Genomic DNA, 15,214 nt, shown 5'->3' on the forward strand with positions numbered 1-15,214 from the left:
TTTTTTGACAGCGTGCAATTACACTTATTTTTAGGATGCATTTCACACAAGATAGTTGTATAATACATAAGTAAGCAAAACTACAGCAATCTGAAACTTTATGCGGGTTATTAGCTTAGCTGGTAGAGCAGCCGACTCTTAATCGGCAGGTCGCAGGTTCGACCCCTGCATAACCCATTCTTTGAGACAGCAGAGCAGCATAAACAAGGAAACGCCGTATCTACATAAGTAGAATACGGCGTTTCCTTGTTTATAAAATATTATTTTAAATGAGATTAACCGATAAATTCCTGTACCCAGCAGCCGTTATAGTAGCCGACACCGATTTGAGTGAACGAACCGTTCAGAATATTGGCTCGATGTCCTTCACTGTTCATCCAGGCGTCAACCACTTCCTGAGGCGTACGCTGTCCCTTAGCAATGTTCTCACCAGCTGTGCTGTAAGAAATACCGAACTTCTTCATCATATCAAACGGAGAGCCGTAAGTCGGGGATTGATGATCAAAATAATTGTTATTACTCATATCTTTGGCTTTCACCAGGGCCATCTCTGACAGTTTGGCATGGTTGGTAAGCGGCTTGAGTCCGGCTTTTGTACGCTCCTTGTTCACCAGCTCAATAACCTGTGCAGCATAGCTTGCATCAGTCGATGCCGGCTTCTGCTTTCCCGCAGTACCTGTTGTGCTCTTGGCAGGCGCCTTTTGTGCTGGCTTTTCCTGCGTCGGAGCCTGCTGGGCTGGTTTAGCGGTCTGAATTTGGGTCGGAGCTGTATTAAAGCTCCACTGGATATTGTTATTTTTCAACCATTGCTGGATATAATTATTCAAGTTTTGATCCTGGGTTGGTGTGGCAGCCGATGCAGGCAATATGAGTCCTACAGATAACACCGCTGCAATACTGCCAGCAATGAGTGTCTTCGTCCATTTCATAGTCATGCTGTCATCTCCTCTAATCGTTACAATTTTGTCATCTCTTTCTCTAGCAGTATAACATGGCTGAAACACCTTTCCATCCTCCAAATGATGGAATCTACTTGTACTCCTACACCAAAAAAGACCGCAATTACTGCGGTCTTCCAGGCTAAATCTTGTTAAGTTATTTTTTATGTTACTTCTTAGTAGAGTACTTGCGCATATCGATTGCAATTGCAGTCACGATGATAATACCTTTGATAATCAGCTGCCAGTAAGGACTAACGCCGATGAAGGTCAGACCATAGTTGATAATCGTGAAAATGAATACCCCGACCAGAACGCCTGGAACGGTGCCGATTCCTCCGGAGGTGGATACACCGCCGACTACGCATGCTGCGATCGCATCAAGCTCATACATATTACCGTAGTTATTTGTTGCTCCGCCCGTACGAGCGGCTTCCAGTACACCAGCCAGACCATACAGCGCACCGGCGATGGCATAGATCCAGATCAGGTTTTTGGATACGTTGATACCGGACACTTTGGCAGCCTGAATGTTGCCGCCAATGGCATACATGTTTTTGCCCAGCTTTGTCTTATTGAAGACTACCCACACAATGGCTGCAACAATGATCGCAATGATGACGATGTAAGGGATAGAATATTGTCCGCTGCCAATAAAGCCGGAACCGATATTCGTAAAGTCAGAACGCAGACCGCCGATCGGTTGGGACACGTTAGGCTCCATATCAAAATACAGCGAGTTCAGACCATACACGATAACCATCGTGCCCAGGGTAGCGATAAAAGGCGGAACGTTCAATTTGGCAACGACCCAGCCGTTCAGGAGACCGCAGATCAAGCCGATCAGGACAGCCACGATGATAGGAATCAGCACGTTCAGCTCAGGCAGGTCTGGGAAAAATTTGCGCGGATAATCGGACACCTGCAGCATGGAAGCTGAAATTACGGCCGATAAACCAACGATCCGGCCTGCGGAGAGGTCTGTTCCTGCGGTAATCAGGATAAATGCCATTCCCAGTGCAATAATGATGCGGGTCGAGGACTGGATCAGGACATCACGCAGCGTACTGATCTCAACAAAATTGGGATCATAAATGGAAATACCGATAATAAGGACAAGGAGTACGACATAAATCGCATATTGGGACAGCATGCCCTGAATTTGATTTGCTCTGGCTTTCATAATGAATAACTTCCCCTTTCGTTCCTGCCTAATGCTGGGCGGCCAGCTTCATGATTTGTTCTTCGGAGGCATCTTCACGGTCGAGAATACCGGTCATCCGGCCTTCTGACATGACCATGATCCGATCTGACATCCCGAGCAGCTCAGGCATTTCGGACGAGATCATAATAATGCTCTTCCCCTGCTTCGCCAGATCGGCAATGATCGAATAAATCTCGAATTTGGCACCCACGTCAATGCCGCGGGTCGGTTCATCCAGCAGCAGAATGTCCGGTCCGGTCAGCAGCCAGCGTGCGAGCAGCACCTTCTGCTGATTACCGCCTGACAAATTCATGATTAATGCTTTGGTGTTAGGTGTCTTCGTCCGCAGCTTCATGACCATCTCATCAGACTCACTACGCTTGCGTTTCTCATTAAGCAGCATATACGGTGTCGTATAACGGTCCAGGTTCGCGATGGCGGCGTTCTCATGCACCGGCAGCACCGGGAAAATCCCTGTCGTCCGCCGCTCTTCCGTCAGAAGTGCAATCCCTAGCTTCTTCGCATCCTGAGGATGACGGATATTGACCTTCTTGCCGTTCATCTCAATCGTGCCAGACTCCAGCGAACGAAGGCCGAACAATGCCTCAATAACCTCGGTTCGCTGCGCACCCACCAGGCCGCCAACGCCAAGTACTTCACCGCGCCGCAGTTCAAAGGATACATTTTTGAATGACTTGGGCAGCGGGGAGGTCAAACCGGTAGCCTTCAGCACAACTTCACCCGGCACATGGTCCATTTCTGGAAAACGGGAGGTCAGGTCGCGTCCTACCATTTTGGAAATAATCATATCGGTTGTCAGCTCAGCAGCGGGCCAGGTGCCAATCTTGCGGCCGTCCCGCATAATGGTGACATCATCTGAAATCTGCAAAATTTCTTCCATCTTGTGCGATATATAGATGATCGCTACGCCCCGCTTCTTCAGGTCACGGATAATCCGGAACAAATGCTGAACTTCGACACCTGTAAGCGAGGAAGTTGGTTCGTCCATCACAATGACTCGAGACTGGAACGAAACGGCTTTGGCAATTTCAATGGACTGAACCTTGGATACCGACAATTTGCCGACGTTTATCTCCGGGTCCAGATCAATATCCAGCTCTTTGAACAGAGCTTGGGTATCATCGTACATTTTTTTGTGATCCACAAACTGGAAAGGTCCGAAGCCCTTCGTCGGAAAACGTCCTAACCAGATATTCTCCATGACACTGCGGTAAGGAATCGGGTGCAGCTCCTGGTGAATCATTGAAATACCGTAATTCATCGCATCTTTGGAGGTATTGATCGCGGCTTTTACTCCATCCAGCAGGATTTCGCCGCTGTCCGGATGATAAATGCCGAAAAGGCATTTCATCAATGTGGATTTACCAGCTCCGTTCTCACCCATCAGGGCATGCACGGTACCCGGTCTTACCTGAAGCGTTAGTCCATCCAGGGCCTTAACGCCCGGAAACTCCTTGGTAATATCGTTCATTTCAAGCACATAGTCATGAGCCATGAGCCACGCCTCCTGTTCGATTCATCTGGAGAGGCGCCTGTATTCGGCAATCCCTTCCGTTTCTCTCTCTGTAAAGAGTGCGGATAACAGCAGCTGCCGTCATCCGCCCCATTCACCTTTTTCACTCATCCAATACAGGTTCCAGACTTAGTTCTTCGCGTCGTTAATATTGTCTTTGGTAATTTTCTTGTAGGAGATCCACACGTATTGATTGTCGCTGATGTCAAAACCTACGTTGTCTTTGGAAGGTGTTTCACCTTTTGCCAATACAGCTGCAAGATTAACGGAAGCTTTACCTTGACTGTCTGCATCATTCAGCACCGTTCCGAGCAGGGTTCCATCCTGCAGCGCCTGCAGTGCAGGCTGTGTTGCATCGACGCCTACAACCGGCATAAACTTGTCGCCTTTGAAGTATCCGGCAGCTTTCAGTGCTTCTACTGCACCAAGAGCCATGTCATCGTTATTCGCAAGAACGGCTTCAATTTTGTCACCATTGGCACCGAGGAAGGCAGCCATTTTTTCCTGGCCCTTAACGCGGTCCCACATTGCTGTATCTTCTGCCAGCTTCTCTACCTTAATGCCTGCATCCTGGATCGCCTGGATGGAATACTGGGTGCGCAGCTCGGCATCCTGGTGGCCCGGCTCACCCTTCAGCATAACGTATTGCAGCACACCGTCTTTATTTTTGTCCGCTTCCGGATGAGCTTTGAAGTAGTCGGCCACAATCTGGCCTTCCATCGTACCGGACTCTTCCGCTTTGGCGCCTACGTAGTAGACTTTATCCCATTTCTTCATATCTTCAGGCAGAGGCTCGCGGTTCAGGAACACAACCGGAACGCTTGCCGCTTTGGCTTTATCAATAATAACGCCAGCAGCTGTACGGTCTACCGGATTCACTATCAGTGCTTTTTTCTTCTTAGTGATAAACAGGTCAACCTTATCGTTCTGCGTTGGCTGTGAGTTTTGGCTGTCGACAATATCCACTTTCACTTTATCCTTAGCGTATTTGTCGATGGAACTGCGCACGCCGGACATGAACGTATCATCGAATTTGTAGATGGCCGCACCTACCTCCGGCAGATCCGAACTGCCGCTTCCGCTTTTACTGGAATTGGAGCACCCCGCCAATGCGCTGCCTGCCATCAATCCTGCCAAAATTACTGCTGCTGTCTTCTTCATTCCTCAAGACCTCCTCGATATGATCCTTGCTATGGGCTGTGTTGTACAGCTTTATCTCTGTGTTGTATTGTTTGCGCTTTCATTATCTCTGAAAAAGCTTGCTTGTTGAATGCAAAATTCTAATGCAAACTATAAAAATCCTCATCAGCTGATGATTTTCTTCGTGGCCCTCCTGAGCTCCATAAAAAAACCGCTCCTTAAGCTGACATACAGCCTCGGGAGCAGCGTTCATAAATCATGATTCGGGCTATTTAACAAAAGGAAACATCTGCTTCTGGTTTTCCGGCCAGAACATATTGCTCCTGTCAATCAGTTTGGTTCCTGTATCAACCCGTTCCGGAATCTGAATGCCTCTTGCAGCCTCAACCGCATTCTTGACCGCCAGATACCCGTTGCTGAACGGGTTCTGAATCACCGTCGCCTGAACGGTGCCTTCCTGCAGCATCTCCATAACATCCGGCAGACTGTCGAACGTTACGACCTTCACGTTGGCATCCGGGGTATCTTCAATGGCCCGCCCTGCCCCGACAGCCGCAACCGCATTCAAGGCAGCAATTCCTTTGAGCTGGGGATGAAGCTTCAGCATTTGCATAGCTTCCCGATAAGCCAGTTCTTCGTCGGAGCCGCAGTATTGAATGTCCACCACTTTCAGCTGAGGATACCTTGCAATATAATCCAGCATGCCTTCAAGGCGCTGATCCGCATTGCGTGCCCCCTTGACAAAGTTAATGATAGCAATTTCGCCGCTTTTGCCTGTCAGCTGGACCAGCCGTTCCGCACCTAGCTGACCGGACTCGTAATTGTTCGCTCCGATGTAGGACAATGGCTTGGCCGAAGCGACCTCGGCATCCATCGAGATGACGGGGATATGATAATAATCTGCTCGGTCCGTCACCTGGGCCAGCTGCATGTAGTCACTTGCAGAGAGGATAATAGCGTCCTTTTTTTGCTGAATGGATTCATCCATCAATCGAATCTGGCCTTTAATATCATTCTCGCTCTGCGGCCCCTTGATCGTCAGATGAACATTAAATTCCTTGGCGGCAACTTCGGCTCCCATACGGATCGTATTCCAATACTCCCCGCCCTTCATTTTGACAATCATGTCTACATTCAATGGAGCACCAGCGGTCACCAGCATGGATGAAGAGGCCGGGGAACAGGAACCGCACAAGCACAGCAATAGCACACCAACGATTAGGCGAACGCCTTTACTTATCATCTCGGTTTCCCCTCCCCCAAGTGCTCGCGCACGGCCGGGAACGTTATGGTTACCGTCGTTCCCTCCTCCAGTTCGCTCTCAAAGTCAAGTCCGTACCCTTCGCCAAAATAAAGGCGGATCCGCTCATGTACATTATTGACACCGACACCGGAACCGTGGTCACTCTGCATCTGTCCGGTCAGCATACGCGCAAGCGTGCTTTCCGACATGCCCAGTCCGTTATCAGCAATACGCAGTACAATCAATCCGTTCTGCAGGCTTGCCCGAATCAAGATAAAGCCACGGTCTGCCATGGGTTCAATGCCATGAACGATCGCATTCTCTACAATAGGCTGAAGGATCAGCTTCAGCGTCAGGCAATCTCTAATTTCATCATCCGCCTGAATCTCATAATCAAAGCGGTCTTTATAGCGTATTTTCTGAATAATCAGGTAATGCCGGACATGCTCCAGTTCTTCCTCCAGGGAAATAATATTTTTCCCTTTGCTCAGGCTGATCCGGAAGAATTTGGACAAAGAAGTAATCGCAGTAATAACCTCTTCATTCATTCCCCGCTCCGCCAGACGGATGACCGAATTTAAGGTGTTGTACAGAAAGTGAGGATTAATCTGTGCCTGCAGCACATCCAGTTCTCCCTTGCGTTTCGCTTCCTGTTCCTCAATGATCTGGTCCATCAGCTGCCGGATATGCTGCAGCATATCATTGAAGCGGCCGGATAGACGTTCCACTTCATAGGCTCCTTTGACATCGATGGGGGTATCCAGATACCCCAGCTCCACCCGGCTGACTGATTTCTCGAGTCTGCGAATCGGACGCGTGATGGCAGCAGACACGATGAATGAGAGAATGACCACGAACAGACTGGCAATAACTAACGACCAGATGACAAAATGGCTCAAGTCCCGCTTGGTGGTCACCATTTCATCCTTGTAAGCAACCCCGACGGTCTTCCAGCCGATCGGATTTACCGTCTTCACAGTAATTAATCGCGCTTCGCCTGTTGAATAATCCGTATAGCTGCCATAAGCGTAGCCAAGGACAGGCTCAATATTCTCATACTTCAATCCGGCATAGATCAGCTGCTGCTGCGGATGGTAGACCAGATTGCCCTGAGGATCAAGAATATAGACATATCCTCTTTTGCCCAGACTGACCCGTTTGGATAAATCATCGATCGTCCGGAAATTGACGTCGACGAGCAGAATACCTTTCTGCTTGACACCATGAGAGACATACTCAATCTGCCTGCTAATAGATACAACCCATTTGTACTGGCCCTTGAACAGATTTTGAATATGGGGCGGAGAGAACAGCATTTTACCAGGCTGGGCCAGGGCCGACTCGAACCAGCTCTGCTGTGTCAGCCTGGAATTATTCAGCATCGGCTGGGCGGGAATACCTAGCTCCATTTGACCTTTTAATGTAAACACCGCTGCGGAGACCAGATCCTCTCGTGTGCCCAATACGGACTGCAGCTGCTGTTTCAGCTTGTTATCAGCAATATCCCCGGCTCCGGTTACGCCGTCCTGAATAACCTGTACGATACTCATCGTGCTGTCCGCATAATTTTCCAGGTTGTAATTGACCTGGCTTACGATCTGCTCGATATTCAGAGCGGCGTTGTCTTCAGCTGTATGGGCGAATTTGTTGTAAAGGAGAAAACTGAAGATCAGGACAACGATTACGGTAACCAGTGTAAAAGAAACCGTGATAATAAACTGAATGCTGCGGAAGTTAAACATCTCGGCAATTGAGGCTGCCCTGCTGCGAATCTGGGTCCACCAGGTTCTGTCCATCGTTCAGCTTATCCCCCTCTAACCCGGCTGCGGTATTCTTTCGGTGTCATGCCGAACGTCTTGCGGAAGCAGAAGCTGAAATAGTTCGGGTCAGCAAAGCCGACTTGTTCCGCGATCTCGAAGGCTTTCAGGTCACTGCTGCTCAGCAGCTCCTTGGCTGTATCCATACGCAGCTGCATCAGATAGGAGACAAAGGTCATTTTAGTCTCTTTTTTGAAGATCGAACTGAAATAACCCGCACTGATATGAAGATGGTTGCACAGCACTGTAATGGACATGTCATTATCAGCATAATGCTGATGAATATAGGTTTTGGCGTCCTCTACTAGGCGACGGTAACCGAATTGACGGTCATTGGCAATACATCCGGTGATCCGGCTGCAGATGATCTCGAACCAGCGCTTGGCTTCCTGGATATTCGTAAAGCGGTTAATTTCTAATAGGGGATGTGTGGAATCACCAAATACCTCTTCGTGGCTCAGCCCGGTTTCCCGGATGACTTTGAGCAGAACGGTGAACATTTCCAGCCAGTACACGCGGTAGTCCTCAACAGATACCTGAAGGGGCTGTTCCTCAGGGAGCAGGAGGTTCACCAGATTCTCGACCTCATCGCGGCTGCCAACCTTAAGGGAACGGGTCAAAGCCTGGGCCTTCTCCTCGTCAAACTGCAGCGTATCCGGCTGCCGGCTCTCCACATCATTGATGTAGATAATCCTGTTGCTGCCTAGAATCATACGATAATCAAGTGCCTGTTTCGCCTGTGCAAACGAATGGTACAGATGCTGCAGACTTTCAACGATACTCCCAACCCCGATGGTAACCGTAAATTTAAGATAGATTTCAATCGATCTGCGGATCTCCTCAAGCATTTGTCCCTGCCCGGCTGCTGCTACAGGCTCGCCTTCCTCTCCGGGAAGAAGGACGACCACGCCATTCTGATAAAAAAACACCTTGCCCTGGATGCTCCGGCTGTTTAACAGATCCTCTGCAATATTGCGAATGGCAAACCGCTGGAGCTGCGTGTTACTCTCGTGCTGCAAAGAATTCGTAGGAGGTTGACACTCGGATGAAGCGGATGGCAGTACAGAAGCAGAATAAGCCGTATCCTGCATTATAAAGGAAGCTGCCCACCGGCTGTCTTCCATAAGCAATTCATAACCTCGGCTTTTGGCTCTAATCTCGTCTTCCGGCAGCCGGCGTTCCACCAGCGAAGATAAAAAAAGCTCCCGCAGAACAGGCAGGCTCTCCTTATAATGTCCCCGAAGCAGCTCAACGTCTTTTTTCTCAGCCGCTTCCCGTTCGATCAGGTATCTCACCTTCAGCAAACTGTCGATCAGCTCCTGTGAAGAGAAAGGCTTCAGGACATATTCATCAATATGCAGTTTAACCGCTTTCTGGGCATACTCAAACTCGTCAAAGCCAGTCAAGATAATAATGCGTGTCATTGGCGCCTCATTGCGAATCCACTCCGCGAGCTGAAGGCCGTTCATAAACGGCATCTGAATATCGGTTACAACAATATCCGGATTATATCGTTCAATCAATTCGACGGCTTCCCTGCCATTTTCGGCAATAGCCGTAATTTCAAAACCGTATCCAGCCCAATCGATTTGTTCAGCCAGACCTTCACGGACATCCTGTTCGTCATCCACCAGAATCAATTTATACATACGTTCATCCCTCTTGCTTAGGCATTTGTTGTCCTCGCCAATCCGTAACATGGTTGTTAGGAAAAAGGACCGATACCATGATATATGACACACTGATCAATCACAGATCATGCTATAATGGAAACACTTATTTGAAAGCGATTACACATTTCCTACGGTATTTTATATTACTTTCTAAGCAAAGTAAACCTTCAGATTCATGAAATGGATGGGAAAAGAAAAGATAACAAATAAGCCCTGATCCTGCGCTGGAGCGCAGAACAGAGCTTGTCTATGTAAAAAAAGATTTTATATTTTTTTGCTCAGCCGATAGCCTTTTTTGTCAAAGCCGATGCGTTCATAAAAAGCATGTGCTTCTGCATGACGCTCGCGGTTGGCACCTGTAATGAACAGCTGGACACCTTCTTGCTCACGTCCCCACTGTTCGCCTCGTTCAACCAGTCTCTTGCCGATTCCTTCATAACGATGATCCCGGGAGACAACGAGCATGGTAATCTGCGCGGCAGGATCAGGGTAAGCCTTGCTCTGTACCCGCTGCAGCGAGATAAAGCCGACGACCTTCTCTTCGAGCTCTGCAACGAGCATGATGGAATGATTTTCCGCCTCAATCCCTTGCATCCGCTCCTTCATGACATTAAACGTTGTCGGATAACTTACTTCACGAAGAAGACTAGTGATTGCCTCGCAGTCCTGAAGACAGCTTGGACGAATCGTGAATGACGGAGCATAAACATTGTTAGACATGGGAACCCTCCACTTTAAGCATTTGTGCAGCTTTTACTGCCAATTCACGCGCATGTTCTACATTCTCAGCATGACTGAGGGCGACCGCCATCCGGCGATTCACCTTACTCTCCGGCTTGCCAAACACACGAATCACAGTTCGTGGAAGAGATAATGCTTCTTCCATACCTTTAATAACGAACGCATCACACTCAATCATTGATTTTAATGTTGCTGAAGCGCCAGGTGCCATCAGGTGAACGTCTTCAATCGGCAGACCCAGAATGGCGCGCACATGAAGTGCGAATTCGGACAGATCCTGGGTTACCATCGTAACCATGCCTGTGTCGTGAGGTCTCGGCGAAACTTCACTGAATACCACACCGTCTGATGTCAAAAATAATTCAACACCAAAAACTCCGTAACCGCCCAACTCGTCAGTGATCGTCTTGGCAATCCGCTGAGCTTCCATCAGCTGCTGCTCGCTCATAGGGTGCGGCTGCCAGGATTCAACATAATCACCGTCCTTCTGAATGTGCCCGATAGGCGGACAGAAAACGGTTCCGTTCACAGAACGGACAGTCAGCAGGGTAATTTCACTTTCAAATGGAACAAACTTCTCTGCGATAACCCGTGTAGATTTGCCTCTCGCACCTTCCAGTGCGGCATGCCAGCAGGCACTCACATCAGCATCCGTTCGACAGACGCTTTGGCCTTTGCCCGAGGAGCTCATTAACGGCTTGATTACACAGGGTGTACCAAGCTCATGAACTGCGACAGTTAATTCATCAAGACTGTCTGCAAAACGGTATTCCGCTGTCGGAAGATCCAAGGTCTCAGCAGCAAGCCGCCGGATTCCTTCCCGATCCATCGTCAGGCGCGCCGCCCTTGCGGTAGGCACTACAGTAAATCCTTCTCTCTCCAGCTCTTCAAGAGCAGGTGTTGCAATCGCTTCAATCTCAGGAACGACGAAATCCGGCTGTTCCTGTCGAATCAACTGCTTCAAAGCCTCATCATTCAGCATATCTATGGTGTATGAACGATGGGCTACCTGCATGGCGGGCGCGTGGTCATAACGATCCACCGCAATCGTCTCGACTCCCAGACGCTGTGCTTCAATAACGACCTCTTTACCAAGTTCGCCGCTGCCGAGCAGCATCATTTTTACAGAGCCGGAAGACAAAGGAGCACCCCACATCTTGTTCCCATCCCCCTTAAGATATAGCTATCTACCTCTTATTTTCGGGGTTTGTGAGCCAGATTGCAAGAGTGCTCCGGTATTTTCCTTTACAAAAATCGCGATTTTTTACGATTCTATTACAAAAATTTGAACTGTGCCTCGATCAGGCCATGATAGATTCCTTGTTTCTGCATGAGCTGGTTATGGTTTCCTGTTTCTTTGATTTCCCCATGATCCAGAACGATGATATTGTCGGCATGTCGAATGGTAGAGAGCCGGTGAGCTACCATGAAGGATGTTCTTCCTTTCAGAAGGACTTTCAAAGCCTCCTGAATCTTCAGCTCGGTCTCTGTATCAATACTTGCCGTCGCTTCATCAAGAATCAGAATCCGCGGATCAGCCAGCAGCGCCCGCGCGAACGACAGCAGCTGACGCTGGCCCATAGACAATGCACTTCCGCGTTCTTCCACTTCCGTCTCGTATCCCCCTGGCAGTTTCATAATGAACTCGTGGGCATCTACCGCCTTGGCCGCCTGCTCTACCTCTTCATCCGTCGCATCAAGACGTCCGAACCGGATATTGTCCCGGATCGTGCCCGAGAAGATGAACGTATCCTGGAGGACAATACCGATCTGGCTGCGCAGGCTCTCCACCTTGACATCCTGAATGTTGTATCCATCCACGGTCAGTCTGCCTGAGGTGATATCGTAAAAGCGGCTTAACAGATTGATAATGGTACTCTTGCCGGAACCCGTATGACCGACCAGCGCAATCGACTGACCTGCATGAACATCCAGACTAATTCCTTTGAGGGCGGGACGGCCCTTTTCATATTCGAAAACCACATTCTCCAGCTTGATGTCGCCTTTAATCTTCGGCAGCGTTTTTGCCCCCGGTTTGTCCGCAATACTCGGCTCCTCATCCATAAACTCGAAAATTCGCTCTGAGGAGGCCATGGCTACAAGCAGCTGGTTATACATCTGACCCAAACGATTGATCGGATCCCAGAAGTTTCCTACATAGTTCGCGAAGGCGACCAAAATACCGATAGTGATCTCTCCCGATTGAATCAGATAGGCACCATACCAGAACAGGATCAGTGACCCTAATCCGCCTGTGATGTCAATCATGGGACCAAAGCCCTGGTTCATGGCTGAAGCTTTATCCCATGATTTTTTGCTGCTCATGTTCATGCGGTCGAAGAATCTCATATTCTCCTGCTCCTGGGTATACGCCTGTGTCACACGGATGCCCTGAATCGATTCATTCAGATGAGAGTTGATCCGTGAGTTTTTCGCCCGTACATCCTGCCAGGCACGGCGAATCTTCACCCGCAGCTTGGTTGAAATTACAAACATCAGCGGTACAGTCAAAATCACGGCCAGCCCCAGCTTCCAGTTAATCAGCAGCAGGATGACAATAATTCCGACCAGCTGCACACAGTCAATCAAAACGTTGACGGCACCGTTGGTAAATAAATCCTGCAGGGAGTTAATATCGTTCGTGATCCGTACCATGACGGAGCCTGCAGGCCTCTTGTCAAAAAAGTTAAAAGACAGCTTCTGAATGTGTTTAAACAGATCAGCACGAAGGTCATAGATTACGCGCTGTCCGATAATGTTGGTGAACTTGATCCGATAGGCATTCGAAGCCCATTGAATCAAATAAAGAACAAGCACAGCACCCGTAATCAGAAACAGGAGATTCAAGCTTGGCACGGCCGGCGCTTTAGGTGCGATTGCTTTGTCTATCGCCAGACTGATCAGGTAAGGTACCGTCAGCTTAGTGATCGTACCCAGTATCATCATCAGAACAATCAATGGAATAATCTGTTTAGCGTAAGGTTTCATGTATGCAAACAAACGCTTGAACTGCGACCAGTTGAAAGGCTGGTCGATCACTTCATCATCTTTATATATAAAACGCTCGTTCATCGGCTCCTGTGGGTCCGGCTGTGCTCCAGGCCTACCGGGCTTCTTGTTCTGCAAAGGAATCTGACTCACTGTTTCACCTGCTCTCCGGCTGTGTCTTTGAGACGTGCAATATGATCAGCATACTGAATGTGGTAGACATCCTGATATGGGCCAGGAATAGCAATCAATTGTTCATGCTTGCCTCGTTGGACAACCCTTCCTTCATTCATGACCAGAATCTCATCCGCATGGCGCAGGGAAGAAATTCGATGGGCAATAATGAAGGTGGTTCTCCCTCTCATCACTTCCTGGAATCCGGATTGAATCTCATGTTCGGTTTCCATATCCACCGCACTCGTTGCATCGTCGAGGACAAGAATTTTCGGATTTTTGAGAAGTGCCCGCGCAATGGCGATCCGCTGCTTCTGTCCACCCGACAGGCCCATACCGCGCTCGCCAACAACCGTGTCATAACCGTCCGGCAGCTCCATGATGAAATCGTGGGCTTTAGCCAGCTTGGAGACACGGATCACATCTTCCATACTGACATGGGTCAGGCCATAGGATATATTGTTGCGTATCGTGGAGGAGAATAGGAACGTTTCCTGGAAAACCGATGAGATTTGACCGCGCAGACTTCGAATCTGGATATCCCTAATATCCTTGCCATCCAGCTTAATGCTTCCGGTGTTCACATCGTAGGCCCGCATTAAAAGCTGAATGATTGTGGACTTGCCTGAACCGGTACCGCCCAGAAAACCAATAACCGTACCGGGAGGCGCATCCAGATTAATGTCCACCACAGCAGGAAGCTTATTGCCATAGGCAAATGTAACTCCGTCAAAAGTCACATGCCCTTCTACCCTCTGCGAATCCAGTTCTACAGCCCGTTCCCGATCCAGCACTTCAACAGGCTGATTCAACAGCTCAAGCACACGTTCTCCTGAGGCTTTGGACTGGGTGTAGTTATTGATATGAAAGCCAATGCTCCACATAGGTCCGATTATGTACCAGATCAAACTAAAGAATGCAACCAATTCACCGAGGGAAAGAGACTTCTGGATAACCAAATATCCCCCTACTCCCAGCAGCAGTACAATACTGATCGATGCGAGCAGCTCCATAACGGGAAAAAAACGGCTCCACAGTGTTGAAGCAAAAATCTGATTGGTCTTATAACGTTCATTACGGGTAGAGAACTTCTCAACTTCATAGGGCTCTCTTGCAAAGGACTTAACCGTACGCACCCCTGTGATGTTCTCCTGAACGGCTGTCGTCAGTGAACTGAGGGCTAGGCGCATTTCCTGAAATGCCGGGTGAATCTGGGATTCAAACCGGAGGGCGATAAAGGCCAGAAGCGGCATACTGATTAAGGTAATCAGGGTCAACTGCCAGTTGATCGACAGCATCATGATCGCCCCGAACACGACCATCAGAATCACATTGAGCAGCTGGGCAAAGCCGAAACCGATAAAGTTACGGATGGCTTCCAGATCGCCGGTAAGCCGGGACATCAGGTCTCCGGTCTTGGCCGTATCGTAATAGCGGAAGGACAAAAACTGCAGCTTCTCATAGCAGGCATTCCGGAGCCGGTAAGCCAGATAATTACCGAGCCTTCCGCCAAAAAAACCGTGCAAAAACTGCATAAAAGACTTAACAATAACTACGCCTAACACACTCATGGCAAGTATGGGAACGCCTTCAAAATTTCGGGGCGTGATCACGTCATCGATCAAATACCTCAAAAGGTTCGGATAGATGAGCCCGAGCGCAGTCGCGATGGCAAGGCACAAGATGGACAAAAATAAATACAATCGTTTTGTCCAGAAGTATCCCTGCAGCTGCCTGAGAACCTCCATAATTTTCCTCCTCT

11 protein-coding genes and 1 tRNA gene are annotated in these 15,214 nt (G+C 48.9%); 1 reads left to right on the forward strand and 11 read right to left on the reverse strand.

The genetic code is table 11. The features are described 5' to 3' along the window. Window positions 1-104 precede the first annotated feature (104 nt). Window positions 105-177, forward strand: a tRNA-Lys gene (locus Q5741_RS01030). 98 nt (window positions 178-275) lie between these two features. Here the strand turns inward: Q5741_RS01030 and Q5741_RS01035 are convergent. From Q5741_RS01035 to Q5741_RS01085, 11 genes are all read right to left on the reverse strand, one after another. Then, a complete protein-coding gene (locus tag Q5741_RS01035; RefSeq protein WP_305022184.1) occupies window positions 276-935 on the reverse strand; it encodes a CAP domain-containing protein in 660 nt (219 codons plus the stop codon). Window positions 936-1,107: 172 nt separating this feature from the next. Beyond that, window positions 1,108-2,121 (reverse strand): galactose/methyl galactoside ABC transporter permease MglC, encoded by a 1,014-nt coding sequence (gene mglC, locus Q5741_RS01040; RefSeq protein ID WP_305022185.1) that lies wholly within the window; start codon window positions 2,119-2,121, stop codon window positions 1,108-1,110. Window positions 2,122-2,149: 28 nt separating this feature from the next. Then, window positions 2,150-3,658 carry a sugar ABC transporter ATP-binding protein gene (locus Q5741_RS01045; RefSeq protein ID WP_305022186.1) on the reverse strand — a complete coding sequence of 503 codons (1,509 nt, stop codon included), beginning with the start codon at window positions 3,656-3,658 and terminating at the stop codon, window positions 2,150-2,152. A gap of 147 nt (window positions 3,659-3,805) precedes the next feature. Further along, window positions 3,806-4,837, reverse strand: a complete 1,032-nt coding sequence (locus Q5741_RS01050; RefSeq protein ID WP_305022187.1) for a galactose ABC transporter substrate-binding protein — start codon at window positions 4,835-4,837, stop codon at window positions 3,806-3,808. A 247-nt stretch (window positions 4,838-5,084) separates the two neighbouring features. Next, a complete protein-coding gene (locus tag Q5741_RS01055; RefSeq protein WP_305022188.1) occupies window positions 5,085-6,059 on the reverse strand; it encodes a substrate-binding domain-containing protein in 975 nt (324 codons plus the stop codon). Continuing rightward, window positions 6,056-7,801, reverse strand: coding sequence for a sensor histidine kinase (locus tag Q5741_RS01060; protein WP_305022705.1), 1,746 nt, complete (start codon window positions 7,799-7,801; stop codon window positions 6,056-6,058). Before Q5741_RS01060 ends, Q5741_RS01055 begins: the two co-directional genes overlap by 4 nt. Before the next feature lie 62 nt (window positions 7,802-7,863). Continuing rightward, complete coding sequence (locus Q5741_RS01065) at window positions 7,864-9,525, reverse strand: response regulator (protein ID WP_305022189.1); 1,662 nt, start codon at window positions 9,523-9,525, stop codon at window positions 7,864-7,866. Window positions 9,526-9,813: 288 nt separating this feature from the next. Then, a complete protein-coding gene (locus Q5741_RS01070) occupies window positions 9,814-10,269 on the reverse strand; it encodes a GNAT family N-acetyltransferase (RefSeq protein WP_305022190.1) in 456 nt (151 codons plus the stop codon). Further along, window positions 10,262-11,446, reverse strand: a complete 1,185-nt coding sequence (purT, locus tag Q5741_RS01075) for a formate-dependent phosphoribosylglycinamide formyltransferase (protein WP_305022191.1) — start codon at window positions 11,444-11,446, stop codon at window positions 10,262-10,264. Before purT ends, Q5741_RS01070 begins: the two co-directional genes overlap by 8 nt. A gap of 119 nt (window positions 11,447-11,565) precedes the next feature. Beyond that, window positions 11,566-13,362, reverse strand: a complete 1,797-nt coding sequence (locus tag Q5741_RS01080; protein WP_305022706.1) for an ABC transporter ATP-binding protein — start codon at window positions 13,360-13,362, stop codon at window positions 11,566-11,568. A gap of 65 nt (window positions 13,363-13,427) precedes the next feature. After that, a complete protein-coding gene (locus tag Q5741_RS01085) occupies window positions 13,428-15,200 on the reverse strand; it encodes an ABC transporter ATP-binding protein (protein ID WP_305022192.1) in 1,773 nt (590 codons plus the stop codon). Window positions 15,201-15,214 lie beyond the last annotated feature (14 nt).

The organism is Paenibacillus lacisoli (assembly GCF_030580655.1).
In the GTDB taxonomy this organism is placed as follows: domain Bacteria; phylum Bacillota; class Bacilli; order Paenibacillales; family Paenibacillaceae; genus Paenibacillus; species Paenibacillus lacisoli.

Coding starts and splice junctions, on each gene's coding strand:
- Q5741_RS01065 (WP_305022189.1), bottom strand. CDS start 9,525: ATGTATAAATTGATTCTGGTGGATGACGAACAGGATGTCCGTGAAGGT.
- purT (WP_305022191.1), bottom strand. CDS start 11,446: ATGTGGGGTGCTCCTTTGTCTTCCGGCTCTGTAAAAATGATGCTGCTC.
- Q5741_RS01050 (WP_305022187.1), bottom strand. CDS start 4,837: ATGAAGAAGACAGCAGCAGTAATTTTGGCAGGATTGATGGCAGGCAGC.
- mglC (WP_305022185.1), bottom strand. CDS start 2,121: ATGAAAGCCAGAGCAAATCAAATTCAGGGCATGCTGTCCCAATATGCG.
- Q5741_RS01060 (WP_305022705.1), bottom strand. CDS start 7,801: ATGTTTAACTTCCGCAGCATTCAGTTTATTATCACGGTTTCTTTTACA.
- Q5741_RS01080 (WP_305022706.1), bottom strand. CDS start 13,362: ATGAACGAGCGTTTTATATATAAAGATGATGAAGTGATCGACCAGCCT.
- Q5741_RS01070 (WP_305022190.1), bottom strand. CDS start 10,269: ATGTCTAACAATGTTTATGCTCCGTCATTCACGATTCGTCCAAGCTGT.
- Q5741_RS01035 (WP_305022184.1), bottom strand. CDS start 935: ATGACTATGAAATGGACGAAGACACTCATTGCTGGCAGTATTGCAGCG.
- Q5741_RS01055 (WP_305022188.1), bottom strand. CDS start 6,059: ATGATAAGTAAAGGCGTTCGCCTAATCGTTGGTGTGCTATTGCTGTGC.
- Q5741_RS01045 (WP_305022186.1), bottom strand. CDS start 3,658: ATGGCTCATGACTATGTGCTTGAAATGAACGATATTACCAAGGAGTTT.
- Q5741_RS01085 (WP_305022192.1), bottom strand. CDS start 15,200: ATGGAGGTTCTCAGGCAGCTGCAGGGATACTTCTGGACAAAACGATTG.